Consider the following 24,767-nt stretch of genomic DNA (forward strand, 5'->3'; position numbering starts at 1 on the left):
CACGCCCCTTCTGGCTCACTACAATCCCCCCCATCTACTAAAGCTCTAAATTAAGAGAAAGACCATGACCGAATGGCTTATTTTCGCCGGCATTATGTTACTGGGCGCGATGCTTCCAGGCGCTAACACGGCGATTATTCTGCGGAATACACTGCAAGGCTCGCGCCGGCACGGTTTTATTACCGCGCTGGGACTCGCAACAGCCTTAGCCATCCATGTTGTGTTATCAGTCGTCGGCCTGGCAGCACTGATTGAACGAACACCCATTCTGTATGAAGCGATTCGTTGGCTGGGCAGTGCTTACCTGATCTATCTCGGTATTGTTTATCTGGCTACCCGTTCGTCCACGGATGACAACGACATTCAGCACAGCAGTCAGAATCCATTTATCGCAGGCATGATGGTAAGCCTGTTCAACCCCAAAATTCTGATCATGTTTGTCGCAATCTTTAGCCATATTGTGGCCGAAGTCTCCAGTATTGCTATGCAGGTACTTTATTGTATTACACCGGTAGCCATGGAGTTTGGTTGGCTCAGTATGATCATTCTACTGTTGACCCGCCCGGCAATTCAGGCATGGCTCAAACGGGCCCGTACCGCGATTGAACGTGTCATCGGTGGAGGACTGGTTTTGCTTGGAATCAAGCTGGGGCTGGGGTAAGTCTAGACCGGCGCTTCAACAACCCCCGTTAAAGCTGTTGGGCAGGAATCTCACCTTGCCTCTCTCTGCTACGCTGCTTCTGCTTACTCTGAGACAGCTCTATAGCACACTGATCTTTATTATTCAGAATCACTATACATTCCATACACTGGATACATTCATCGTAATCAACACTGCCATCCCGGTTAATGGAATCGATATCACAACGCACTTTGCAAAGCTGGCACGGGCTGCCACATTCAGCCCTTCGATGCAGCCAGTGAAACAGACTGAATTTACCCAGCACTGCCAATCCAGCCCCAAGGGGGCAGAGGTAACGACAGAAAAACTTATGCACAAACAACCCTATACCCAATAACAACACCGCATATAAAACAAAGGGCCAGCTGCGTACAAAAGTCAGCGTAATCGCAGTTTTAAAAGGCTCTAGCTCAGCAAGACGCTCTGCCAGACTGACCGACCAGAATGCACTAGCCAACAACACCAGCAATAACAGATACTTCAACTTCTGTAACCGGGCATGAACGACCGGTGGAACCTTTACTTGCCTCAGTTTGAATACTTTTGCCACCTTCCCAACGATCTCCTGGAGCACACCGAAGGGGCAAAGCCAGCCGCAAAAAACACCCCGTCCCCAAAGAAACAAGGTGATAAATACATAGGTCCATAAGACAAACAGGACCGGGTCCAGCAGAAACACCTGAATATCAAATCCCTTCTTTAACTGCAGTAACAGCGTATAGATATTCACCACTGACAGCTGTCCCTGTGCATAGAAGCCGATAAAGAACAGCGTGAAGAGCATGACTCCCCAACGGGTTCGGTGAAACAGCTGACTATATGACGAAAACCGGTGTTGCCAGACAAACGCAGCCGTCACAATCAGCAATGCCAGTAGCAGTCCACCAATCTGTAACCAGCGATCCAGCCATAAGCGCTGCCACAATGGCACAGGCTTAACCTCTTCGATAACCTGAATATCAAAAAGATCTACTGGCAACTGATAGCTGTCATACAGCTGAGCCTGATCCCGGATCAGATGGTTTCGTGCTAAATCCAGATTCAGACTCAGGGTCACCGGCTGGGAAGGATCAAAGCCAGATTGAGCCTTAATTCTGAAAATACCGACCTGGGCTAATTCTGGCGCATCGCTGGGCAACATCGGTACTCGCGTATCAAAGAAGTCCAGATCCCGAATATCTACCGGCAGTCCATTTTGAGACATACCCAATCGACTGGGCACAGTACCCCGCCGGAATTCAGGCTCTAAAAAACTAAAACTGCCGGTAGAGACGACCAGCAGCGCGTGCTCTCCCGGTCTGAGTACGGTTTGAAGCCGATCAAAGTCCTCCGCCCCTAAAAGGTTCTTACCCGTGACCGGCGTATTCAGGTAAGCATAGTAATAACGCCCGGGAGTATCAGATTCATCTAATGCCTGCTGCATTTCCGAATCGGCATAATCATCCAGCGCTATTGGTAAACCACCCGCCATTTCAGCAGAGGATAATGGCCAGTAGCGCAGTAACTCTTTATCTAATAGCTGCCGCCAGTTATAGGGCTGAAAGACATCCTCTCGTACGGTTACCGAGGGAGGTTGAGTAAAACCTTCCAGATAGCTTCGGGCAACCTTTAACGCGGATGCCAGAACCGTGTCGTTAATCACCAAAACAGATACAGTGGCTTTCGTTACCCCATCGATATAGATCGTCGAGGAACCCTCCTGATTCTGACCGCTATGACGACTATCGACGATGACCCGTTTATCAACCTTCACTCCCTCATACTGATTGATAAACTGAATCATGGGTCGTTCCCCCAAACCATGCATAAAAATGGGTTCGTGGTGATTCAGTACCTTCAACCCAACCAGCACACCTTCGGCATCCATACCAATCAGAAGATTAATACGTTCGCCGGAAAAACCTGGAAGATCCGTCAGATCATTAGTTTCGAAAACATACCCCAGTAACTGATCAAGCTGATAAACCGGAGTGACATCAGAATTTTCCAACACCTGACCCACCCGGGTCAGTTTTGGGAAAATTGTACGCATTTGATCATCTGAGACCTGAGCAAAAGCTGCACCGCTTAGCTGCAACAGATAAAAAAGCGTCACCGCTCTGAAAAGTGAAAAGAATGGCATCGACAAACTCCATGGACCGACCCTAAATGATCCAAAAAGTCTGCACAATCAACCATAGTACTTTGTAGCCGTATAGCCGCTACTTTAGCGTCAAATTACGTCGAGAATCCGCTGCCTGATCCAGCGGCACATGGGATCACGGTGATAGCGTTCATGCCAGTACAGATAGAAATTTATCGCCGGGGTATGCAGCTCTTCAGGCACCGCCTTTAAGACAATGTTACGCCCATGAGCTACTTTTTGAGCGACTATCTCTGGCAGCACAAACAAAAGATCAGTATGTTCGCAAAAGTCTGCCACCGTCATAAAATTAGAAAGGCGAAGTGCCAGGTGTCGTTTTTTTCCTAAGGCGGCCAAACGATCATCTACAACACCAGGCCCCCGGCCGGTAATAGAGACCAGCCCATGGCTGGCTTTCAGATAATCTTCCAGCATCAGGTCCGAATCAGCTAAAGGGTGATCAGCAGACATCACACAAACAGAGGTTGTTTGGCCCACCAGCAACCGGCGGTACTGATCTTCTGTTGTTTTAGGCGACATTCCCGTCACACAAAAATGCACATCACCCTGCTCCAACAATTCAAAATGATCTCTGGGCTCAGTTCGTACCTCTAACCGCATCCAGGGAGCTTCACGGCGGAGCACTTGAATCAAAGGAGAGACAAAACAGGCCACTTCTAAATCAAGACCATAAACCCGCACGACATCTTTCGCTTCACTCGGAATAAACTCAGGCTCTGCAATCAACTCTGTCAGGCCTGCTAACAACTGCTGCAACCGAGGCAATAATTCTTCAGCTCGGGCGCTCAGGTCAAAGCCCGAAGTTGTACGTACCAGCAATGGATCATCAAAGGTTGCCCTGAGTCGCTGTAAAGCTCTACTGACCGCAGGCTGGCTCATATGCAAGCGTTCAGCAGCCCGGGTTACATGCCGGGACTCCAGCAATTGCAACAAGACGACCAGCAGATTAAGGTCAACTGACCGTAAATTCACTTCACGCATAATGATAATCACTTTTATTCATTTTATGAATTCAGTATGCCTCAGTATAGTCATTTCATCCAGCCCGGCCGGCTCCGTATACATCAGATGCAAAAGTGAGAAGACAATGACAACACAAGTAAAAGTAGCAATTGCCTACCATAGCGGATACGGCCACACTGAAGTACTGGCAAACGCTGTTGCAACCGGTGTCGAAAATGCAGGCGCCGTTGCACAAACTATCTCTGTAGCAGACTTAGACAATCTGAACTGGGATGCACTGGCAGACGCCGACGCGATTATATTCGGCTCACCCACTTATATGGGAAGTGTCAGCGGCCCGTTTAAGACATTTATGGATGCCAGCTCCAAAATCTGGATGGAACAAGGCTGGAAAGATAAACTGGCCGCTGGCTTTACAAACTCAGCCAGCCAGAGTGGTGACAAACTCAACACCCTGATTCAGCTATCCATTTATGCTGCGCAACAAGGCATGAACTGGGTCAGCCTGGGCCTGCTGCCCGGTAATAACAGCAGCCAGGGTAGCCCTACAGATCTGAATCGTATCGGTAGTTACCTGGGAGCAATGGCCCAAAGTAATGCCGATGAGGGTGCGGAAGTAACCCCTCCTCAAGCCGATCGGGATACTGCCCAGGCGCTGGGCGCCAGGGTGGCAGCAGCAGCGCTGCGATGGAAACAATAAGCTCAGTAAAATTAACCAGATGCTAATAAGAACTATATCTTATTAGCATTGTCATAAAATAACTTAACAAATCAGCTTGTTATACCCGGATTCGTTATGACGACACCTGTTAAAAACAACCTTCATACCTATGGTATGGGTTCAATAATCATCCACTGGAGCATGGCTCTGATTATCATCGGGATGTATCCATTGGGACTCTATATCGATACGCTGGATTACTACGATCCCGCCTATCGCACGATTCCCCAGTGGCATAAAAGTATCGGTCTGATTTTAATGAGCCTGCTTATCCTGCGGATGCTCTGGAGAGTCATTAATGTTCAGCCGCTGCCTATGCCGCAACCCAGGTTGCTTCAAACGATCACTAAACTGGCTCATTCCGGGCTTTACCTGTTATTACTGATAGCTCTGATTTCAGGTTATATGATTTCAACAGCTGACGGCAGACCTATCGCCCTGTTCAATTTGTTTGAAGTACCGGCACTCCCTGCCGTGACAGAGAACCAGGAAGATATCGCCGGTGAGATCCATTACTGGAGCACCACAACACTCATTACCCTTGCAGGCCTGCACGCACTCGCAGCGCTAAAGCATCACTATATAAACAAAGACAACACCCTTAAACGCATGCTGGGCATGCATCAGGAGACTAACTCATGAACATGAAGACATTGATTTCCAGCGCCATTTTGATGGGAACTATGGCAGGAACTCTTGCTACTACAGCTCAGGCTGCAGACTACACAATCGACACCAAAGGCGCCCATGCTTCAATCAACTTTCGGGTAAGCCATCTGGGCTATAGCTGGCTGGAGGGACGCTTCAATGAGTTCGGTGGACAATTCAGCTATGACGAAGCTAACCCTTCCGCGGCTAATGTCAGCGTAGAGATCAACACCGCCAGCGTCGACTCTAATCATGCAGAACGGGACAAGCACATACGCAGCGAAGATTTTCTTGATGTTAAAACCTACCCAAAAGCTAACTTTAAGAGCACTAGCTTTACAGCCAACGCCGATGGCACTGCAGTATTGAACGGTGACCTGACACTACATGGCGTGACTAAAGCTGTTGTTTTACTGGTTTCTAAGATTGGTGAAGGCCAGGATCCCTGGGGCGGCTACCGCGCAGGTTTTACCGGAACGACAGAATTCAAAATGAAGGACTTCGGTATTACTAAAAACCTGGGACCTGCATCTGAAACTGTTTATATGGAACTGCATGTCGAAGGTATCCGTCAGTAATCAGCAAATTACCGTCACAAGAACGCGCTACCACAGAGTGGTTAGCGCGTTTTATACTTTACTCATTGTCCCTCACAATCGGCGTTGGCCTGCCCTGATCGTCAATCGCAACAAAGGTAAAATTCCCTTCCGTAACTTTTTCAATCACTTCGCTATGGTGACGTTGCACCCAGGTTTCGACATGCACCACCAATGATGTCTTGCCATATCTGGCAACACTGCAGTAACAACTAACGTCATCACCAATATAGACCGGCTTAAGAAAAGTCATCGCATCCACAGCAATCGTTACAACCCGACACTTTACTTTCCGTGAGGCATATCCCCCACTGGCAATATCCATCTGTGCCATTATCCAGCCCCCAAAGATATCACCATCAGGATTTGAATCACCTGGCATCGCAATGGTTCTCAGTGAGGGGCGCTCAGCTGGCACTTTAGACATAGTCATTCCTCTTCGTTTACATCAATTACAGCTAATTTAATCAGGAACAACCCTGGTCAGCTTATTCAACAGCCCTTCAGGCTGATTATCAACGAGTAAAAAATCCCGATACTCATCCCGGATAAACTCTTCGTCAGCTGCATGGGAAATAAACGCCAGTAAATGATCGTAATAACCCTCAATATTTAACAGCCCGAACGCCTTATGATGTATACCAATTTGGCGCCAGGCCCAGACTTCAAAAAGCTCTTCCAGCGTACCGGTTCCCCCTGGCAGGGCTATGAACGCATCTGCCAGCTCCATCATTACTGCCTTACGCTGGTGCATATCCTCCACCACATGCAGATCGCTAAGACCTATATGAGCCTGTTCACGTTCAACCAACACTTTAGGCATAACCCCGCAAACCCGACCACCTGCGTCTAACACAGCATCTGCAACACAGCCCATCAGACCTACGCTTGAACCACCATAAACCAATTCGATATTCTGCCGAGCCATCTGTTCACCCAACCGGCTCGCTTCATGCTTATAAGAACCGCCCGTCCGTCCGGAGGAGGCTCCACAATATACGGCTATTTTCATAGTATTTTTTCAGTTGAGTTGGCTATTGTTACTAATATTCAACAACAGCAGGCGGCAAGATGAAAGAGAAAAGAGTAGCGTAGAAGAAATAACCACCGATGATAATTTCATCGGTGGTCAGAGGTTTAAGCAGTAACTGTCACATTATCAGCCTGAAGGCCTTTCTCGCCCTGAGTGACCTCAAACGAGACCTGCTGGCCTTCCACCAAAGAGCGGCGACCCGTTCCATTAATGGCGCGAAAATGAACAAACACATCAGCGCCGTCCTCACGTTCGATAAAGCCATAGCCTTTCTCATCGTTAAACCACTTAACGACGCCGGAAATAAGTTGATCAGACATAGTTTCCCCATTTGTTTTATTATAAATACACTAACCGCTGCTATTACCAGCCATACGATCTTTTCAGTGATATAGCACAGCATCAGCTGAATCAACCTGCCTGTCTCTATACCCGTAAAAACTTTTTACTGTGTAATCCTGCCTTTTTCAAGCAAATACCCATGTTTTTTATAAGGTTTGGTATCAGATCAACAGAGAATGTACTTTCTTATGCTTTAAAGAGCCTCAGCAATCCCATTTTTAAGACTAAAACAGCGGATCAATATGGAGCTAAGTCGCATAGTTCGTTATAGTTCGCAACCAGAATGGGACTGAAGCAAGGTATATAACATGGCAGGATCTATACAGGATCAGCTTCTTAAAGCCGGTCTGGCAAACAAAAAGCAGGCCAATAAAGCGAAAGCGGATAAACGTAAAAAAACCAAACAAGCAAAAGCGGTTAAAAAAGGCGAAATATTCAAGGATCAGGAGCAGATGGAGCGAGACCAGGCCATCGCTAACGCCAAAGTTGAAAAACTGGAACGCGATCGTGAACTCAACCGTCAACGGGAAGATGAGCTGACCCGACGCTCAATCGACGCATCATGTCTACAGATGCTTCAACAGAACAAAGTCACCATTCCTGCCAAGGGAGAGGTTGAATATAACTTTGTTGATGGCACAAAAATCAAGAAACTATACGTTAACAATGAGCTTCAGGAACAACTGGCTAAGGGCAACCTTGCTATCGCAGCAGACAAAGAAAGCTATACGCTAATTCCTGCAGGCATCGCAGAAAAAATCAGTGAACGACGTCCTGAGCTTATTATCAGCCGCCAACAGGCGGAAGAGACCGACCCGGACGACCCATACGCAGATTTCCAAATCCCAGACGACCTTATGTGGTAATTCAATCGGGTAGCCCTCCAGCTACCCGGCTCTTCATCCAAAAAGAGCACTAAACCTCACCGATAACATGACAAACGGATGTCAGTCAGACTCTATTCCCCCTGACTCTATTACTGTAGAGCTCCTCTGTCAGGTACAGACAAGGTCACAGCTAACATCTTAATCTATCTGTTGCCTTGAAATCGATCCTCGCTTCCGAACTCAACATATAAAACACAAAAGCCACCTACTCCGGAGCTCTCTGTCAGCCACTCGAATTTGGATTTAATCTGTTCGTCTATAATCACTGATAAAATTTTAATTCGGGGTAATTACCCTCAACCAAAATCTTCAAAAACCAACAACAAACGCTTAAATTACAACGAGTTAATAGATTTAAAATAACACTTTTACTATTTTAGCAAATGTCTTAGAATAAATTCAGCTTGAAAGTACGGCCCGATTTTTATGTATCAAAGAGTCCACCAGATTTACCTGTGTGCCCCTTATTCATAAACGTAGTCCCTGCATTCTTAGCTTAACCCTGTATCTGAACTTTTCAGATATACCCTTATTTAAAATAAAACTATTGTAGGGAATACAATTATGTCTACCGCAACTGGCACCGTTAAATGGTTCAATGCCGATAAAGGCTATGGTTTTATCGAACAAGAAAACGGTCCTGACCTGTTCGTTCACTTTCGTGCTATCAACTCGGATGGTTTCAAGACGCTGAACGAAGGCCAGCAGGTCTCTTTCGAAGTCACTGATGGCCAGAAAGGCCCACAGGCTGAAAACGTTACTATTCTGTAATTTGTTATCGCCCGGCTGTGATCTCCGGGTCACAGCTACTTTCTTCACCTCCAGCTAGAAATCTATCCTGTCTTCCACACTAATAGCTGGTTATTTGCTGGCATCTCAATATCTGCTAACAACTTTAAACCGGCTTTTTCTGCCAATTCATTCACTTTTTCAAAATCCCTGATACCACTTTCTTCACAGCGTCTTTTTAACCAACGATCGAACTCAGCATTACTATCGCTGGTATAGCGACCATCATAACGAAACGGGCCATACAGGATGAGTTTACCCCCCGCTTCGAGCAGCTTTCCAGACCCCTCAAACAGGGATATCACCTCTGACCAGCTGACAATATGAAGTGTGTTGGCACTATAAATAGCATCAACCAGAGAAAAACATTTATGCCAAACAGGATCCCGAAGATCCAGCAACCTGGGAGGGTAACCAGCTACATCAACATAAGACTTGAGGTTTGTTGTTAAAACCGGCAGCAGTTCATCAATCTCGGTGGGTATCCAGCGTAATTCATGCATCGCTTTACAAAAGTAAAGCGCATGCTGCCCAGAGCCACTGCCCACTTCAATAATGGTTTCTGCACCTCCCAGTACCTTCTGTAGCTCAGACAGAATCGGGGCCTGATTGCGTTCTGCCGCCGGAGCAAAATTAACCCAGCCCTTTTCAACGGAGACCATCAGTCTAATTTGGTCGACTGTTGCAACAACACATCATACAGATCAGCCCCTAACGATTCGGCAGCCCGTTGTAATTGATCATCATGCAGCCGCCCATCCTCTCTGAATGCCTGGCTTGCGCGTCCAAGTGTAATTTGCCCTGGTAACGCCATCACCCCCAAATTCTGTAACAAAATACGCAGTACTGTCAGCCCCCGGCTTCCACCACCGGCACCGGGTGATGCAGCCATAACGGCCGCAATCTTGCCCTTATAGGCAAACATCGGTGGCTCATGGTCGTTTTGTTGTCGAGACACCCAATCCAAGGCATTTTTTAACAGAGGGGAAGGAAAACCATTATATTCTGGTGAAGCAATAAGCAGCCCCTGATGCTCAATCATCAAATCTTTCAACTGAATAACAGCTTCAGGAGCGCCTTCATGGTATTCAAAGTCTTGATTAAACAATGGTAAGTCGTAGTTTTTTAGGTCAACAACCGTTACCTCTGCACCGGCAGATCGTGCGCCCGCTACAGCAATATCCAGTAACCTGCTATTAAATGATTCTTCCCGAGTACTTCCAGATAGCGCCAGTATCTTCACTATTACACCCTCTTTTCTTGAACAGTAGTTAAAAAACTAACCGACAAATATATGTGAATTATTTTCATCAAACAGCTGAGAATCGATCATTTTTCATTAATGCGACCAAAGTCTAAACTGCTCGCTAAATAAAGGGGGGATCCCTTCCAATTCAGACCTGACAGCAAATGAAACGCTGAATATATTTCCAGGCCTGTCGTAAATTTACAGTATGACGGTAATCAATCATGGCTCCAGAAAAAATGACACACCACGACATCTACCTGAACGCATGCAGCATGCGGAGTCAAGTACAGGCAGAACTGATTCTGAGCGCTTTCGCCACCTTAAGAAAAACGCTGAAAGCAACAGCCCCAGTTTTCGGCCCCCTATACAACCGGGCTAACTATAAGCTATGCATGAAAGCCTTAGATAGCAGATCCGTTTCCGCTTAACCCAATTCTCTCTTAAGAGTAGATTAAAGAACGGCGATAGCGCTGACCGATGATCTTTTTCTCTTAATTTTTATAACAGGCCCCGGCCTGTTTTTTTTCGTCTGACCGCGGGCTCTGATACACCTGCGTCAAAAACACTCAGAAGGATACAGACCGATTTCTCATCGAGATGAAATTAACTTCGTCTTCTGTATATGTAGCCTATCAATCTAAGACCCTGTTTAAGCATAATGACAAGGCCCTTATATAAAACAAGAATAGGGCAAATAGCCCCTTCTGTTTCAGAAAGTCTAACGTTATGGCACTAGCCCGTATATCAATCATTATCTATCCGGCACCTTGTATCAAATGAGAGACACTATAACTAATTGATTTATATAAACTTTATGGTTATTGGAAAATAATAGTAGCTGTTTAGAAACACTAATAGACATAAAACTCAGCGCCCACCCTGTAACTATAGCCAATAATAAATATAACACATTGATTTAAAAGATAATTTATAACTCAGGCATAAAAAGTGTATATATATAGATATCGTTTTGGCTGTTTCAACCTGAAGATTGAGCACCCCCCCCATTTAGCCTGATTATTAAGGTGTTTCAGCCAGGACGATAATATCTACAGAACAATTAAAAAACCGCTATAGGCGGTTTTTTTGTATCTGACGTATGCCTCAGACATTGTCTCAAGCGACAGGCACCTTCACAGCATGTACCTGGGCTTACCTTTACACACGAAGGACGAATAGGCTTCGCAACGAGGTTCACCTTTACACCTGAAGTCATTCAACCCTGTTATGCTAATAAATCAGACATCAGAGACACTTTAGACAATTCGCAACAACGGTATATAGAGAGTGTTTAGATAGATTTAAACGCGCTACACAACCAATACATCAAACCGTAAAATCCTACCCAATCTTACTCATAACGCAGAGCTCACTCTCATTAATTTACCCTCGTAATCATGCAGTAAACCTCATGTAGCAAAGCCGCGACGCTTTCTCTAACTGCTCACGCCCCGGAGTCTTTATAAATTTCATTTTTCACATCTCTTAACGCTATTCCCAATCCAATTAACTGCCACTAGAAACTATTCAGAGTATCTATTTCAACAAAGAACAAAAGCATCAACCCAGAAAGAGATCACAATGCGCCAAAGGCAGGCATAAGGAGGACAAAAACAGAAACAAAAAAAGCGGATTAGTTGCCTAATCCGCTCAAAAGCTTGCTTTTACAGGTTCGCTAGAAAGCGAGATAGACTCTCTATTCCCTTACTACAAATAAGGGAAGCACACAAAAGAACCTATCCGGTTTTCCATCTTAGAAAGAGGGAACTCTGACAGCAAAATACAACGCCACCAGAGTTCCAGTGCTACTTAATTATCCATATAGGTCTCAATAGCTGGACAAGAACAGATAAAGTTCCGATCGCCATAGACGTTATCGATACGGTTAGAGGTAGGCCAGAACTTATTCTCGCGCGTTGCTGTATTCGGGAACACTGCCTCTTCACGTGAATATGGACGATCCCAATTAGCCGACATAATGTCTGCCTGTGTATGAGGCGCACGACACAAGGGATTGTTATCAGCAGGCCACTGACCACTCTGAACTTTTTCAACTTCCTGACGAATCTGAGCCATCGCTTCAACAAAGCGATCAATCTCAGCTTTAGACTCAGACTCTGTTGGCTCAATCATCAAAGTACCCGCTACCGGGAAGGACATTGTTGGCGCATGGAAGCCATAATCCATCAGACGCTTGGCGATATCTTCCTCAGTGACACCGGACGCTTCCTTAAGCGGACGAATATCAACGATACACTCGTGAGCAACCTTGTTGTTACGACCGCGGTAAAGAACCGGGTAGTGTTCAGCCAGCTTTTCAGTCATGTAGTTAGCGTTCAGGATAGCCATCTGGGTCGACTTCTTAAGACCCGACTTACCCAGCATCAGATTGTACATCCAGGTAATTGGCAAAATTGAAGCAGAACCGTAAGGCGTAGCTGCAACTGCACCATTATCTGGATTAAGGCCTTCAACCGGGCTCACCTTATGGCTCGCCAGGAACGGTGCCAGATGGCTCTTAACACCGATAGGACCCATACCAGGGCCACCGCCACCATGCGGAATAGCGAAGGTTTTATGCAGGTTAAGATGGGATACATCCGAGCCAATCACACCTGGCTTAGAAATACCCACCTGAGCATTCATATTAGCTCCATCCATATACACCTGACCGCCGTTCTTATGGATCAGATCACAGATTTCAACAATATCTTCCTCGTAAACACCATGAGTAGATGGGTAAGTAATCATCAGGCAAGACAGGTCGTCTTTATGTTGCTCAGCCTTAGCACGCAGGTCAGCAACATCGACATTACCTTTGTCGTCACAGGCCGTCACGATGATCTTCATATCCATCATTGCTGCAGACGCAGGGTTAGTACCATGTGCAGACGAGGGAATCAGACAGACATTTCGATGGCCTTCACCAATCGACTCCTGATATTTACGGATTGCCAACAGACCTGCATATTCACCCGAAGCACCGGAGTTCGGCTGCAATGAAACTTTATCGTAACCGGTAATTTCAACCAACTGCTCTTCCAGCAGGCTAAGCATCTTATGATAGCCCTGAACCTGATCAGCGGGAGCAAACGGATGAATACTGGAGAACTCAGGCCAGGTAACTGGAATCATCTCCGCCGTAGCATTCAGTTTCATCGTACAAGAACCCAACGGAATCATGCCATGAACCAGAGAGTAATCTTTGTTCTCCAGTTTCTTCATGTAACGCAGCATGTCGGTTTCGCTGTGGTAGCTATTGAAAGTTGCATGCGTAAGGATGGCATCTTCACGACGCATTTCAGCGGCTATACCAGTGTCAGCGCCCGCAACAATTTCAGCATCCAGATCAGCAACAGATAGACCGTGATCTTCGCCCAGAACAACATCAAGCAGTTGTGCAATATCAGCAGGACGAGTCGTTTCATCCAGCGTGATGCCCAGCTTATTCGCCGCGGTCTGACGCAGGTTGCAACCCGCATCCAGCGCGCGCTGATAAACATCAGCTGCTGTTTCTGGCAAAGTCAGTGTTAATGTATCAAAGTAAGTATCGTTAACTGCGATCCCTTTAGCTTTCAAACCATTAGCCAGGATTGCCGTCAGACGGTGTACACGTTCCGCAATGGTCTTCAAACCTTGTGGACCATGATAAACACAATAGAAAGACGCCATATTGGCCAGTAACGCCTGCGAGGTACAGATATTCGACGTCGCCTTTTCACGGCGGATATGCTGCTCGCGGGTCTGCATCGCCATCCGTAATGCCGGCTTACCATTGGTATCGATTGATACGCCAATAATGCGACCTGGCACAGAGCGCTTAAGCTTTTCACTGGCCGCAAAGAAGGCTGCGTGCGGACCACCAAAGCCCATCGGGACACCAAACCGCTGGGATGAACCAAGTACTACATCAGCTCCCAGTTCACCCGGTGATTTCAATAGCACCAACGCCAATGGATCTGCTGCAACAGCAACCATCGCTTTCTGATCTTTAGCTTTCTCAATCAAAGACTTGATATCGGAAATGTCACCGTAAGTACCCGGGTATTGCAGCTGCACACCGAAGGCATCACAGTTATCCAGATCGGTCAGCGGGTTACCCACAACCACTTCAAAACCGAAGTACTCTGCGCGGGTCTTAATAACGTCAATCGTTTGTGGGTGAACATCGTCAGCCACAAAGAAGATATCACTCTTCTTACGGTTTGAACGCTTACACAGAGTCATCGCTTCTGCTGCTGCAGTCGCTTCATCCAGCATGGAGGCATTAGCCAGATCCATACCCGTAAGATCCATAACCACCTGCTGATAGTTCAGCAGCGCTTCGAGACGCCCCTGTGCTATTTCAGGCTGATACGGCGTATATGCGGTGTACCAGGCAGGGTTCTCCATCACGTTACGTAAAATAACGTTAGGGACCAGGGTATTGCTATAGCCCATACCAATATAGGTCTTGTTTACCTTATTCTGATCGGCCAGAGAACGAAGGTAAACCAGTGCATCCGCTTCGGTGAGCGAATCATCCATCGCCAATGCATCATCCAAACGAATGGAATCAGGAACAGTCTGAGTAATCAGCTCTTCAATTGAGTTTACACCCAGATCAGACAGCATCGCCTGTGTCTGCTCTGCATCGGGACCGATATGACGACGGGTAAAATCCGTGGTCTGTTCAAGATCACTCAGTGTACGAGTAACAGTTGCCATAACAATAACCTGCTCAAACTTTCAACAGCGATCAACGCTACTGAACATTGTTTCTAAGATGCGGGGCGGTTCTGCACAACCACCCCGCGTTTGCTAAAAAAGCCTAACCTGGGGACAGTGACCCGAACCTGAATATTCAGGTCCGGGTCAACATAGGTCAGCCCTCCTCTGCAATCGTAGCTGCGTACGCTTCAGCGTCCAGCAACTTATCAAGTTCAGCAGCATCTGCCAGCTTGATTTTAACTATCCAGCCACCTTCGAAAGGCTCGCTGTTAACTGTTTCTGGCTCATCTTCCAGTGCTTCATTGATCGCAATAATTTCGCCACCAACCGGTGCATATATATCGGAAGCCGCTTTTACAGATTCAACCAGAGAGAACTCTTCTCCTGCATCCACTTCACGCCCTACTTCAGGCAGCTCAACGAATACCACATCACCCAGCAACTCCTGTGCGTGATCAGAAACACCCATAGTGACAGTGCCGTCACCATTATCCAGAATCCATTCGTGGCTTGGTGCAAAACGGTAGTTAGATGGAATGCTCATAATTGTGTGTCCTATAAAAAAGTTATCGTTGCGACTCAGGTCTTAACACTGAATGCCGCAACAGGTTTAGTTCTTATAAAAAGCTTATTTGTACAGAGGGAAGCGCTTACACAGGCCTTCAACCTGAGTACGTACTTCAGCTTCAACAGCAGAGTTGTCTTCCGGGTTAGCCGCCAGGCCATCCAGAACATCACTGATCAGGTTACCGATCAGACGAAACTCTTCAGTACCGAAGCCACGGCTAGTTCCCGCTGGAGTACCCAGACGAATACCAGAAGTAACCATCGGTTTTTCAGGATCAAACGGAATGCCGTTCTTGTTACAGGTGATGCCGGCACGCTCCAGTGCTTCATCAACGACGTTACCCTTAAGCCCCTTAGGACGCAGGTCAACCAGCATCAGATGTGTATCTGTACCGCCGGTCACGATATCGCAACCACGCTCAACCATAACACTGGCCAATACTTTCGCGTTTTCAACAACCTGCTCGATGTAGGTTTTGAACTCAGGACGCAGCGCCTCACCAAATGCAACCGCCTTCGCCGCGATAATGTGCATCAGTGGGCCACCCTGCAATCCCGGGAAAACAGCCGAGTTAATCTTCTTACCGATATCCAGGTTATTGGACAGGATCATACCGCCACGTGGACCACGAAGAGTTTTGTGTGTTGTCGTGGTCACAACATCGGCATAAGGCAGTGGGCTTGGGTGAACACCTGTCGCAACCAGGCCAGCAATGTGCGCCATATCGACAAACAAGTAAGCGCCAACTTTATCGGCAATTTCACGGAATCGCGCAAAATCGATTTCCCGTGGGATAGCGGAACCGCCCGCTATGATCATTTTAGGCTGGCACTCAACAGCCAGCGCTTCAACCGCATCATAGTCGATACGGCTATCTTCTTTAGACACACCGTACTGTACAGCGTTGAACCACTTGCCCGACAATGCAGGACGTGCACCGTGAGTCAGGTGTCCGCCCGCATCAAGAGACATACCCAGCACAGTATCACCTGGCTGAAGCAAGGCCAGCATAACTGCGCCATTCGCCTGTGCACCTGAATGCGGCTGGACGTTAACAAATTCACAATCAAACAACTGCTTCGCACGCTCAATTGCCAGACCTTCAGCCTTATCGGCATACTCACAGCCACCGTAATAACGACGGCCAGGATAACCTTCAGCATACTTATTGGTGAGCACAGTACCCTGAGCCTGCATGACCGCTTTAGACACGATGTTCTCAGACGCAATCAACTCAATGCCCATTTCCTGACGCTCAAACTCTTCGTTTACAGCAGACATAAGGTCAGCATCACGATCAGCCAGTTCCTGGGTAAAAAATGCTTCGCATGCCGCGTCGCCGCGGTACAGATCAGATTGACTCATGGTTTTTTATTCTCTTGTTAAGTTCGTAATCAACTGCACGTAAGCAGTCATTCAGGAATAATCAGCAAGCGACGACGTTGACCGCCAGTCCGCCCTGAGAGGTTTCTTTATACTTGTCTTGCATATCAACACCGGTCTGACGCATCGTTTCGATCACTGAATCCAGTGAAACGTGATGCTGACCATCGCCACGCAGGGCCAGGCGGGCAGCGTTAATCGCCTTTACCGCACCCATCGTATTTCGTTCAATACAGGGAACCTGAACCAAGCCACCAATAGGGTCGCAGGTCAGTCCCAGATTATGTTCCATACCAATTTCAGCAGCATTTTCTACCTGTTGAGTGGTACCACCCATAACAGCGCACAATGCTCCGGCTGCCATTGAGCAGGCAACACCAATCTCACCCTGACAGCCAACTTCAGCTGCAGAGATAGACGCGTTCTTTTTATACAGCATGCCGATAGCAGCAGAGGTTGCCAGAAAATCAAAGATGCCCTGTTCATTCGACCCAGGGACAAAACGATCATAGTAAGCCAGCACCGCAGGAATAACGCCCGCCGCACCATTTGTGGGAGCAGTGACAACACGACCACCGGCCGCATTCTCTTCATTTACCGCGATAGCAAACAGATTGATCCAGTCCATCACCGTTAGCTGGTCTTTTAATGCGGCTTCAGGGTTGTCTTTTAATTCTTCGTACAGTTCATGGGCACGGCGCTTAATCTGAAGTCCACCGGGCAATTCGCCCTCCTCACCGCAGCCGCGCTTAATGCAGCGATCCATCACTTGCCAGATACTACGTAAGCGATCGTTCAGCTCTTCTTCGGTATGCCAGGTGTGTTCATTTTTATGCACCAGCTCGGCAATAGTCATGTTGTGCTTTTCACACAACGCCAGTAATTCAGCACCGTTGTCGAAGTGGTATGGCAGTTTAAAAGCAGGCGCAGAACCAGATTTCTTATCCGCTTCAACGTCACTCAGAACAAAGCCACCACCAACGGAATAGAAAATATTGTCATGCAGTATGATTCCTGCAGCATCAAAAGCTTGGAAGCGCATACCATTAGGGTGTTTTGGCAGGGACTCGCCAAAATGAAAAGGAAGGTGTTCTTCAGGACAGAAGTCTATTAGCTTTTCACCCGCAAGATTTAGCTGACCACTGAGCTGAATCTGCTCGATATACTGCGGTACTTTATCGGGGTCCACCAAATCAGGTTTCTCACCCATCAGACCTATCATCACCGCAACATCAGTAGCGTGACCTTTACCAGTCATCGCTAGAGAACCATACAGACCAACTTTAACGCTGACCACTTTCATCAGGTCACCGCGTGCCTGCAGTTCATCCAGAAATCGATTTGCCGCAACAACCGGCCCAACCGTATGAGAGCTGGAAGGACCAATTCCTACCTTATACAGATCAAAAATACTTAGTGGCACTTCAGCATCTCCACAGCGGTTATCCGCTTTTCTTATTATCAGTGTTATCAGTTGGGTATCAGTAAGCATTAAAGCCTGTCATACAGATCACCTTTATCTCTTAAAAGTTGATCATTTAACCAGCAACTGAATTTCAGATTAGCAGCGCCGTTTTCCAAAATCAACAAAAAGTTTCTTATTGGAAACATATTTTCTTTATGTGCCCTTGGTCTATATACGAAGGATTCTTTCAAAGAGCCCGGGGGTTGTGTACTATTATTGGAAACAAAGAACCGGTAATCAGTTGATACAAAAGGCTTTTGCAAACCTTCTAAGTCATCAACAATTCAACGTATAAAGGCTTAAAGTCGGCACAACGACCTGTTTTGGGAATTAAAGAGTCGCTCCTAAACAACTCAGATCGTGCAACTTGTTGTATAACATAGCGGTATAATCACAGTGAGCCTGTAGCGGGTAAGCATGACCCGCAAGAGAACGACTGCCAGAACCTGAGCAGAGTTAAGATTCCACGGAGCATCCCAATGTCAGATAAACCTTCATTCCTACAAGCTGAACAACAGTTCTTCAAAGTGTCTCAGGACAATGCTGAAGCGACAGTAGAGCCGCTTGAGCTGGGCAAACGAGTGCGTGAAATACGCCTCAGCCAAAATTTGACATTGGAAGAAGCCAGTAAGCGAACAGGGTTGGCTCGCTCAACACTGTCCAAGATCGAAAACGAGCAAATTTCCCCCACCTTCACAGCCGTCAACAAACTGGTGAAAGGTCTGGGTATCGATATCCCTCAGTTATTTACCCAACCCACTAAGAAAGCTCCGGGCAGCGGCGGACGTCGCGATATTACCCGAAGCGGTGAAGGCAAACCCCATCCAACACCGACCTACGAACATGAATTACTGGCTACACAGCTAACCAGTAAGAAGATGATTCCGTTCAAAACCACTGTCCGTACGCATTCCTGGGACGAGTATGAAGACTGGGTTCGACATGATGGCGAAGAGTTTCTCTTTGTCCTGAGCGGGAGCATTATGTTCTATACAGAGTTCTACGAACCGATCGAGCTCAACGCCGGAGACAGCGCCTACTACGATTGCGAAATGGGGCATGCTCTGGTCTCCATCAGCGAACAGGATGCTGAAGTTCTTTGGGTAACAGCTTAAGAGCCGACCGCTGAACAAGTTCAGCTCACTAGAACGCGACTTCGTCGCTTGCTAGTAGCTAGAAAAATCAAAAACACTAAACCGCTTCTAGGCGGTTTTTTTATGCGTGGCACAAGAAAAGCGTACCCGGCTTACAGACTCTAACTCCCTGCACTCTCCCCTTACTTTTTCTGGATACCCACGGTCGAACGGGTTCAATACTCTAGAAGGGAAGCTTACTTCCCTTCTAGAGAGAGACACTCTTGAGCCCATCGAGGGGGACGAGTTTCCAATACGAATTTAATATAAAAACCTAATTCTTAATAAAACCCTTATCTAACAATCACTTTACTTACCTGCGTCTATTTCAATGCGACATTTTATTGCCAATAAACGCATTTTTTTATTGCATTGAGTTTCCTTATCGACTAGTTTTGTTTCCTATTGGAAATATATTCCCTTTGCTGATCTTCTGTTTCTTCTTAGCCTGATATTTGGGCTTCTAAGAAATAGTTTCTCAGGGTGGCCCATCTATCCACCGGAATTTTCAAACTATAAGTCGATCTATCAACCCTATGAATTGATCGGCAATAACAATAAAAAATCCTCTGGGAGTCTACATTTATGGAATCATTAACCGCTATTATCGGCGAAATTAACGGCATCGTCTGGGGTCCGTTAATGCTCGTCCTCATCCTTGGTGTTGGTCTGTTCCTCATGCTTGGTCTGCGCCTGATGCCTATCCTGAAACTGGGAACAGGCTTCAAGCTACTGTTTGAAGGTCGTAACACTAAGAAGGGCGATGAGAAGGAAGGCGAAATCTCACCTTTCAATGCTCTGATGACAGCACTGTCTGCAACCGTAGGTACTGGTAACATTGCAGGTGTGGCTACGGCCGTATTCCTGGGTGGTCCTGGTGCGCTTTTCTGGATGTGGTGTACTGCTCTGGTGGGCATGGCAACCAAATACTCTGAAGCCGTTCTGGCTGTTAAATACCGTGAAGTAGATGAAGAAGGTCGCCATGTTGGTGGCCCGATGTACTACATCAAAAACGGTCTTGGCTCTAAGTGGGCATGGCTGGGAACAATGTTTGCGATTTTCGGTGCTGTTGCAGCATTCGGTATCGGCAACACGGTTCAGTCTAACTCTGTTGCAGATGTACTTCACGCCAACTTCGGTGTAAACGTTTGGGTAACAGGCGTTACTCTGATGGTTCTGGTTGGTGCTGTTCTGATCGGTGGCATCAAACGTATCGGTAGTGTTGCTGGTGCCCTGGTACCTCTGATGGCGATCGCATACCTGACCGCTGGCCTTGTTGTTCTGGCTATTAATGCTGAAGCAATTCCTGCTGCACTTGATCTGGTATTTACTCACGCTTTCACTAGTACAGCTGCTGAAGGTGGTTTTGCAGGTGCCGCTGTATGGATGGCTATCCGTTTCGGCGTAGCACGTGGCGTCTTCTCAAACGAAGCTGGTCTGGGTTCTGCACCTATCGCTCACGCGGCAGCACAGACTAAAGATCCTGTTCGTCAGGGTCTGGTAGCTATGCTAGGTACTTTCATCGACACTCTGATCATCTGTTCAATTACTGGTTTGGTAATCATTACCTCCGGTGAGTGGACCTCTGGTGTATCCGGTGCTGCACTTACGTCGGCAGCCTTTGCACAAGCTCTTCCTGGCTTGGGCAACTACCTGGTAGCGATCTCTCTGGCGATCTTCGCTTTCACTACCATTATTGGCTGGTCCTTCTACGGCGAGCGCTGTGTTGAATTCCTGTTCGGTGTTAAATCAATTGCGCCATATCGCGTACTTTGGATCATTGCGGTTCCTGTTGGTGCCGGTGTCAGCCTGGATTTCATCTGGCTGGTAGCTGATACCCTGAATGCAATGATGGCGATTCCTAACCTGATTGCACTGGCGCTGCTAAGCCCTGTGGTATTCAAACTAACTAAAGAATTCTTTGCCCGTAACGGTGCCCCTGTTGATGCAGAAGGCAACGCGCAGTCAAAGTAACCTTAGTCGGTTGATACAGGCTTAATCTAAGTTAAAGGTATCCGGACGCTTCGCGGTTTTGTTCGGGTGCCTTTCCTTAACCTTATTTCAATTTCAATGTTTGCTTGTCGAAAAGGTTGCTGCTGCATACAGAGCTTTTTCCACAATCGAGCCGAGGCTAATGTTTTTTTATATTACCGCTGACTTAACCGGGTATATAAAAAGCACCTCTAGCAACAAATACTGCGGTGAATACTACCGCCAGAAACGATGGAGAAACCCATGTCTGAACTGAACAAAACCCCCCTCTACGACCTGCATGTTGAACTTGGTGGCAAGATGGTGCCTTTTGCAGGCTTCGAAATGCCTGTTCAGTACCCTCTGGGCGTAAAAAAAGAACACCTGCATACCCGCGACCATGCCGGCCTGTTTGATGTTTCTCATATGGGGCAAGTAAAACTGACTGGCGCTAATGCAGCGGCTGAGCTTGAAAAACTTGTGCCTGTCGACATTATTGATCTGCCTGCGGGTAAGCAACGTTATGCGTTATTCACTAACGAAAACGGCGGCATCATGGATGATCTTATGATCACAAATTACGGCGATCATCTGTATGTAGTCGTAAACGCGGCCTGTAAAGAGCAGGACATTGCGCATATGCGTGCCAACCTTGGTGAAGGTGTAGAGCTGGAAGTGCTGGATGATCGTGCACTGGTTGCTTTACAGGGGCCAGAAGCTGCACAAGCTCTGTCTCGTATCTGCCCTGAAGTTAATGACCTGGTCTTTATGGACTCCCGTCACATTAGCATTGACGGCGTTGACTGTTTTGTTAGCCGCTCGGGTTACACCGGAGAAGATGGCTATGAAATTTCTATCCCGGCCGCAGATACTGACCGACTCTGTCGCCTGTTCCTGGAACAGCCTGAGATTGAGTTCATCGGACTGGGGGCGCGTGACTCCCTGCGTCTGGAATCTGGCCTGTGCCTATACGGGCACGACCTGAACCCTTCCACAACACCGATTGAAGGCAGCCTGATCTGGGCCATCAGCAAAAATCGCCGGGCAGACGGTGAGCGTGCCGGCGGCTTCCCTGGTGCTGACAAAATCTTTGATCAGATAGCCAATAAAAACTATACCCGTAAGCGAGTCGGTCTTATCGCTCAGGGCAAAGCCCCTATTCGGGAGGGTGCAGAGCTGGTTAATGCCGATGGTGTAAAGATTGGTGAAGTGACCAGCGGCAGCTTTGGTCCAACACTGGGTGTCCCTGTTGCGATGGGATATGTCGCAACTGAGTATGCCGTACTCGAGACCGAAGTATATGCTCTGGTTCGTGGTAAGCAGATGCCGATGGTTGTATCCAAAGCACCCTTTATCGAGCAACGCTACTACCGGGGTTAATTTCCCTCTGCGTAACCCTCAGGAGCTGGCTGGCCAGCTCCTGAAACTGAAATGCTAAGAACCCGGTTACCCCTTTCACAGGGACCTACCGGTTATCACTTTTTTACTGGCTAAAGCTACTCTGGAGGCGCCCCTGATGGAGATGATCCCTTTAAAAGAACTCAAAGGTGAGTCAAAGATGTCCCGGTTGCGGGAAAAGCCGGACCCTGAGCGGGCGCGGCTGCGTAAACCAGAATGGATCCGTATCGACTCACGCTCCAACGCCAATGTTAAAAAAGTTAAGCAACAACTGCGCGAACTGAAACTTCATACCGTATGCGAAGAGGCTTCTTGCCCGAATCTGGCTGAATGCTTTAGCCACAAAACCGCGACCCTGATGATTATGGGTGCCATCTGCACGCGTCGATGCCCTTTCTGTGACGTGGCCCATGGTCGCCCTATGACGCTGGATCCTGATGAACCCAAAAATGTAGCACGTAATATCGCCCAATTAGGCTTACGCTATGTTGTCATCACCTCAGTCGACCGTGACGATCTTAAAGATGGCGGTGCCGCTCATTTTGCCGAATGCGTTAAAGAAGCCCGGGCATTAAATGATGATCTTAAGGTGGAAATTCTGGTACCCGATTTTCGTGGCCGAATGGATATCGCCCTGGAGAAGCTATCACTGCAGCTACCCGATGTTCTGAATCACAACCTGGAAACAGTGCCAGCGCTTTACAGCAAAGTCCGTCCCGGCGCTGATTACCACTGGTCACTTAACCTGCTCTACCGATTCAAACAGCTACACCCTCAGGTAGATACTAAGTCCGGCATTATGGTGGGACTGGGAGAAACCCAGGAAGAAGTAATCAAAGTGATGAAGGATCTGCGCGCTAATGACGTGGATATGATCACAATCGGGCAGTATCTTCAGCCATCAAAACACCACCTGGCGGTAGAACGCTATATCACTCCCGAAGAGTTCAAAGAGTATGAACAATTAGGCTATCAACTTGGCTTCAAAAATGTCGCCAGTGGTCCAATGGTTCGCTCCTCTTACCACGCTGATCTCCAGGCCAAAGGACTGGAAACAGCAGTAAGTGAAACACTGGCTTAAATACTAAACACTGACTAACAGGCGGACCACTGATCGCCTGCTGAGTAAAGGAGCGGACAATGTCTGTTTACACCCCGGTTACCCAGGCACAATTAGAAAAATATCTGCAGCACTATGCCGTAGGTAAGCTGATTAGTTTTAAGGGCATAGAAGCCGGGGTGGAAAACACTAATTATTTTGTCACTACCAGCGAAGGTGAATACGTTTTAACGCTGGTAGAGTCGGTAGATATCAGCCAGCTGCCGTTTATTCTTGATTATATTGAACAATTATCTGGACAAGGTATCGCCTGCGCCAAGCCGATACACATGCAAGATAGCAAACTATACGGGCAACTTAATGATCGCCCTGCCGTTCTGATGTCACGCCTCTCAGGCAGCCCCCTGGAGTCGCCCACAGACCAGCAGTCCAGTGTCATCGGTTTAACATTGGCACGGATGCACCAGGTATCAGAGAAGCTGAGCAACGAAAAACAGGTTCATATCCATCAATGGTGTACTGAGCTGAGTTCGCAGCTTATGCCTCGATTAGCTGAAACTGAAAAACAAACCCTGCAGCACAATCTTCAGGATGCCGGAAACATTGCCTGGGAAACACTCCCCAGTGGGCCGGTCCATGCCGATCTGTTTCCTGATAACGCCTTATTTGATGGCGATCGACTCTGTGGTCTGATCGATTTCTATCACGCCTGCTCAGCCCCCTATCTATATGACCTTTGCGTCACCCTGAACGCCTGGTGTTATGACGAATCAGCTGCACAGTATGATTTCAATAAAGCGCTGCTGATACTGGACAGCTATCAAAGTGTTCGACCTCTGAACAACGATGAGCAAAAAAGCTTCAGCGCGATGCTGCAGGTAGCAGCATTACGCTTCTGGTTGTCCCGACTTAGAGATACCCATTTTCCCAAAGAGGGCCAGGTGGTTACCCGAAAAGACCCGGCCGGAAAACAACAATTACTGGAATTATTAGGAGAAAGCCAGACTCTTCAACTGGCAGGCTGAT

Annotated in this window: 22 protein-coding genes; 11 read left to right on the forward strand and 11 right to left on the reverse strand. The window is 47.5% G+C overall.

Features of this window, described 5'->3' with window-relative positions:
• Nucleotides 1-64: 64 nt before the first annotated feature.
• Entirely contained in the window at nt 65-661 is a 597-nt protein-coding gene (locus AMJAP_RS11855; protein ID WP_019620344.1) for a LysE family translocator, read from the forward strand.
• A gap of 28 nt (nt 662-689) precedes the next feature.
• On the opposite strand, the gene AMJAP_RS11860 is transcribed toward AMJAP_RS11855, so the two are convergent.
• Both AMJAP_RS11860 and AMJAP_RS11865 read right to left on the reverse strand, forming a co-directional pair.
• Complete coding sequence (locus AMJAP_RS11860; RefSeq protein ID WP_019620343.1) at nt 690-2,804, reverse strand: NosR/NirI family protein; 2,115 nt, start codon at nt 2,802-2,804, stop codon at nt 690-692.
• A 90-nt stretch (nt 2,805-2,894) separates the two neighbouring features.
• The gene (locus AMJAP_RS11865; protein WP_019620342.1) at nt 2,895-3,806 is read right to left on the reverse strand and encodes a LysR family transcriptional regulator; all 912 of its coding nucleotides are present in this window, start codon (nt 3,804-3,806) and stop codon (nt 2,895-2,897) included.
• Between the two features lie 106 nt (nt 3,807-3,912).
• On the opposite strand from AMJAP_RS11865, the gene AMJAP_RS11870 reads away from it, so the two are divergent.
• The 3 genes from AMJAP_RS11870 to AMJAP_RS11880 all read left to right on the forward strand — a co-directional run bounded on the left by AMJAP_RS11870 (nt 3,913) and on the right by AMJAP_RS11880 (nt 5,735).
• Nucleotides 3,913-4,488, forward strand: a complete 576-nt coding sequence (locus AMJAP_RS11870; protein ID WP_019620341.1) for a flavodoxin family protein — start codon at nt 3,913-3,915, stop codon at nt 4,486-4,488.
• Between the two features lie 96 nt (nt 4,489-4,584).
• Nucleotides 4,585-5,151, forward strand: coding sequence for a cytochrome b (locus AMJAP_RS11875; protein ID WP_019620340.1), 567 nt, complete (start codon nt 4,585-4,587; stop codon nt 5,149-5,151).
• Nucleotides 5,148-5,735, forward strand: coding sequence for a YceI family protein (locus AMJAP_RS11880; RefSeq protein WP_019620339.1), 588 nt, complete (start codon nt 5,148-5,150; stop codon nt 5,733-5,735). The genes AMJAP_RS11875 and AMJAP_RS11880 overlap by 4 nt, the downstream gene beginning before the upstream one ends.
• Before the next feature lie 58 nt (nt 5,736-5,793).
• On the opposite strand, the gene AMJAP_RS11885 is transcribed toward AMJAP_RS11880, so the two are convergent.
• From AMJAP_RS11885 to AMJAP_RS11895, 3 genes are all read right to left on the reverse strand, one after another.
• Nucleotides 5,794-6,180, reverse strand: a complete 387-nt coding sequence (locus tag AMJAP_RS11885) for an acyl-CoA thioesterase (RefSeq protein WP_019620338.1) — start codon at nt 6,178-6,180, stop codon at nt 5,794-5,796.
• A gap of 36 nt (nt 6,181-6,216) precedes the next feature.
• Nucleotides 6,217-6,765 (reverse strand): LOG family protein, encoded by a 549-nt coding sequence (locus AMJAP_RS11890; RefSeq protein WP_019620337.1) that lies wholly within the window; start codon nt 6,763-6,765, stop codon nt 6,217-6,219.
• A 125-nt stretch (nt 6,766-6,890) separates the two neighbouring features.
• Nucleotides 6,891-7,106 (reverse strand): cold-shock protein, encoded by a 216-nt coding sequence (locus AMJAP_RS11895; protein WP_019620336.1) that lies wholly within the window; start codon nt 7,104-7,106, stop codon nt 6,891-6,893.
• 330 nt (nt 7,107-7,436) lie between these two features.
• Here AMJAP_RS11895 and AMJAP_RS11900 point away from each other — a divergent pair, with 330 nt between their 5' ends.
• Complete coding sequence (locus AMJAP_RS11900; protein ID WP_019620335.1) at nt 7,437-7,994, forward strand: DUF2058 domain-containing protein; 558 nt, start codon at nt 7,437-7,439, stop codon at nt 7,992-7,994.
• 585 nt (nt 7,995-8,579) lie between these two features.
• Complete coding sequence (locus tag AMJAP_RS11905; RefSeq protein ID WP_019620334.1) at nt 8,580-8,786, forward strand: cold-shock protein; 207 nt, start codon at nt 8,580-8,582, stop codon at nt 8,784-8,786.
• A 62-nt stretch (nt 8,787-8,848) separates the two neighbouring features.
• Here the strand turns inward: AMJAP_RS11905 and AMJAP_RS11910 are convergent, their stop codons facing one another.
• The 6 genes from AMJAP_RS11910 to AMJAP_RS11935 form a co-directional block, all read right to left on the reverse strand.
• The gene (locus AMJAP_RS11910; RefSeq protein ID WP_019620333.1) at nt 8,849-9,466 is read right to left on the reverse strand and encodes a DUF938 domain-containing protein; all 618 of its coding nucleotides are present in this window, start codon (nt 9,464-9,466) and stop codon (nt 8,849-8,851) included.
• A complete protein-coding gene (locus AMJAP_RS11915) occupies nt 9,466-10,047 on the reverse strand; it encodes an NADPH-dependent FMN reductase (RefSeq protein ID WP_019620332.1) in 582 nt (193 codons plus the stop codon). The genes AMJAP_RS11910 and AMJAP_RS11915 overlap by 1 nt, the downstream gene beginning before the upstream one ends.
• Before the next feature lie 1,815 nt (nt 10,048-11,862).
• Entirely contained in the window at nt 11,863-14,760 is a 2,898-nt protein-coding gene (gene gcvP, locus AMJAP_RS11920) for an aminomethyl-transferring glycine dehydrogenase (RefSeq protein WP_019620331.1), read from the reverse strand.
• A gap of 157 nt (nt 14,761-14,917) precedes the next feature.
• Nucleotides 14,918-15,307 carry a glycine cleavage system protein GcvH gene (gene gcvH / locus AMJAP_RS11925; RefSeq protein ID WP_019620330.1) on the reverse strand — a complete coding sequence of 130 codons (390 nt, stop codon included), beginning with the start codon at nt 15,305-15,307 and terminating at the stop codon, nt 14,918-14,920.
• A gap of 84 nt (nt 15,308-15,391) precedes the next feature.
• On the reverse strand, nt 15,392-16,696 hold the full coding sequence (gene glyA, locus AMJAP_RS11930; protein ID WP_019620329.1) for a serine hydroxymethyltransferase: 1,305 nt from the start codon (nt 16,694-16,696) through the stop codon (nt 15,392-15,394).
• 61 nt (nt 16,697-16,757) lie between these two features.
• Nucleotides 16,758-18,137: an L-serine ammonia-lyase gene (locus AMJAP_RS11935; protein WP_026339961.1), complete on the reverse strand. Its 1,380-nt coding sequence runs from the start codon at nt 18,135-18,137 to the stop codon at nt 16,758-16,760.
• A gap of 521 nt (nt 18,138-18,658) precedes the next feature.
• Between AMJAP_RS11935 and AMJAP_RS11940 the strand changes: the two genes are divergently transcribed.
• The 5 genes from AMJAP_RS11940 (at nt 18,659) to AMJAP_RS11960 (ending at nt 24,766) form a co-directional block, all read left to right on the forward strand.
• Complete coding sequence (locus tag AMJAP_RS11940) at nt 18,659-19,294, forward strand: helix-turn-helix domain-containing protein (protein ID WP_019620327.1); 636 nt, start codon at nt 18,659-18,661, stop codon at nt 19,292-19,294.
• A 603-nt stretch (nt 19,295-19,897) separates the two neighbouring features.
• Nucleotides 19,898-21,286, forward strand: coding sequence for an alanine/glycine:cation symporter family protein (locus tag AMJAP_RS11945; protein WP_019620326.1), 1,389 nt, complete (start codon nt 19,898-19,900; stop codon nt 21,284-21,286).
• A gap of 261 nt (nt 21,287-21,547) precedes the next feature.
• Complete coding sequence (gene gcvT / locus AMJAP_RS11950) at nt 21,548-22,663, forward strand: glycine cleavage system aminomethyltransferase GcvT (RefSeq protein ID WP_019620325.1); 1,116 nt, start codon at nt 21,548-21,550, stop codon at nt 22,661-22,663.
• Between the two features lie 136 nt (nt 22,664-22,799).
• Entirely contained in the window at nt 22,800-23,762 is a 963-nt protein-coding gene (gene lipA / locus AMJAP_RS11955) for a lipoyl synthase (RefSeq protein WP_019620324.1), read from the forward strand.
• 59 nt (nt 23,763-23,821) lie between these two features.
• The gene (locus AMJAP_RS11960) at nt 23,822-24,766 is read left to right on the forward strand and encodes a homoserine kinase (RefSeq protein WP_019620323.1); all 945 of its coding nucleotides are present in this window, start codon (nt 23,822-23,824) and stop codon (nt 24,764-24,766) included.
• Nucleotide 24,767 lies beyond the last annotated feature (1 nt).

It is taken from the genome of Amphritea japonica ATCC BAA-1530 (assembly GCF_016592435.1).
Classification (GTDB): domain Bacteria; phylum Pseudomonadota; class Gammaproteobacteria; order Pseudomonadales; family Balneatricaceae; genus Amphritea; species Amphritea japonica.

Bases quoted from the DNA above. Each gene is read 5' to 3' on its own strand.
- AMJAP_RS11855 (WP_019620344.1), top strand. From the start codon at position 65: ATGACCGAATGGCTTATTTTCGCCGGCATTATGTTACTGGGCGCGATG.
- AMJAP_RS11860 (WP_019620343.1), bottom strand. From the start codon at position 2,804: ATGCCATTCTTTTCACTTTTCAGAGCGGTGACGCTTTTTTATCTGTTG.
- AMJAP_RS11865 (WP_019620342.1), bottom strand. From the start codon at position 3,806: ATGCGTGAAGTGAATTTACGGTCAGTTGACCTTAATCTGCTGGTCGTC.
- AMJAP_RS11870 (WP_019620341.1), top strand. From the start codon at position 3,913: ATGACAACACAAGTAAAAGTAGCAATTGCCTACCATAGCGGATACGGC.
- AMJAP_RS11875 (WP_019620340.1), top strand. From the start codon at position 4,585: ATGACGACACCTGTTAAAAACAACCTTCATACCTATGGTATGGGTTCA.
- AMJAP_RS11880 (WP_019620339.1), top strand. From the start codon at position 5,148: ATGAACATGAAGACATTGATTTCCAGCGCCATTTTGATGGGAACTATG.
- AMJAP_RS11885 (WP_019620338.1), bottom strand. From the start codon at position 6,180: ATGTCTAAAGTGCCAGCTGAGCGCCCCTCACTGAGAACCATTGCGATG.
- AMJAP_RS11890 (WP_019620337.1), bottom strand. From the start codon at position 6,765: ATGAAAATAGCCGTATATTGTGGAGCCTCCTCCGGACGGACGGGCGGT.
- AMJAP_RS11895 (WP_019620336.1), bottom strand. From the start codon at position 7,106: ATGTCTGATCAACTTATTTCCGGCGTCGTTAAGTGGTTTAACGATGAG.
- AMJAP_RS11900 (WP_019620335.1), top strand. From the start codon at position 7,437: ATGGCAGGATCTATACAGGATCAGCTTCTTAAAGCCGGTCTGGCAAAC.
- AMJAP_RS11905 (WP_019620334.1), top strand. From the start codon at position 8,580: ATGTCTACCGCAACTGGCACCGTTAAATGGTTCAATGCCGATAAAGGC.
- AMJAP_RS11910 (WP_019620333.1), bottom strand. From the start codon at position 9,466: ATGGTCTCCGTTGAAAAGGGCTGGGTTAATTTTGCTCCGGCGGCAGAA.
- gcvP (WP_019620331.1), bottom strand. From the start codon at position 14,760: ATGGCAACTGTTACTCGTACACTGAGTGATCTTGAACAGACCACGGAT.
- gcvH (WP_019620330.1), bottom strand. From the start codon at position 15,307: ATGAGCATTCCATCTAACTACCGTTTTGCACCAAGCCACGAATGGATT.
- glyA (WP_019620329.1), bottom strand. From the start codon at position 16,696: ATGAGTCAATCTGATCTGTACCGCGGCGACGCGGCATGCGAAGCATTT.
- AMJAP_RS11940 (WP_019620327.1), top strand. From the start codon at position 18,659: ATGTCAGATAAACCTTCATTCCTACAAGCTGAACAACAGTTCTTCAAA.
- AMJAP_RS11945 (WP_019620326.1), top strand. From the start codon at position 19,898: ATGGAATCATTAACCGCTATTATCGGCGAAATTAACGGCATCGTCTGG.
- gcvT (WP_019620325.1), top strand. From the start codon at position 21,548: ATGTCTGAACTGAACAAAACCCCCCTCTACGACCTGCATGTTGAACTT.
- lipA (WP_019620324.1), top strand. From the start codon at position 22,800: ATGGAGATGATCCCTTTAAAAGAACTCAAAGGTGAGTCAAAGATGTCC.
- AMJAP_RS11960 (WP_019620323.1), top strand. From the start codon at position 23,822: ATGTCTGTTTACACCCCGGTTACCCAGGCACAATTAGAAAAATATCTG.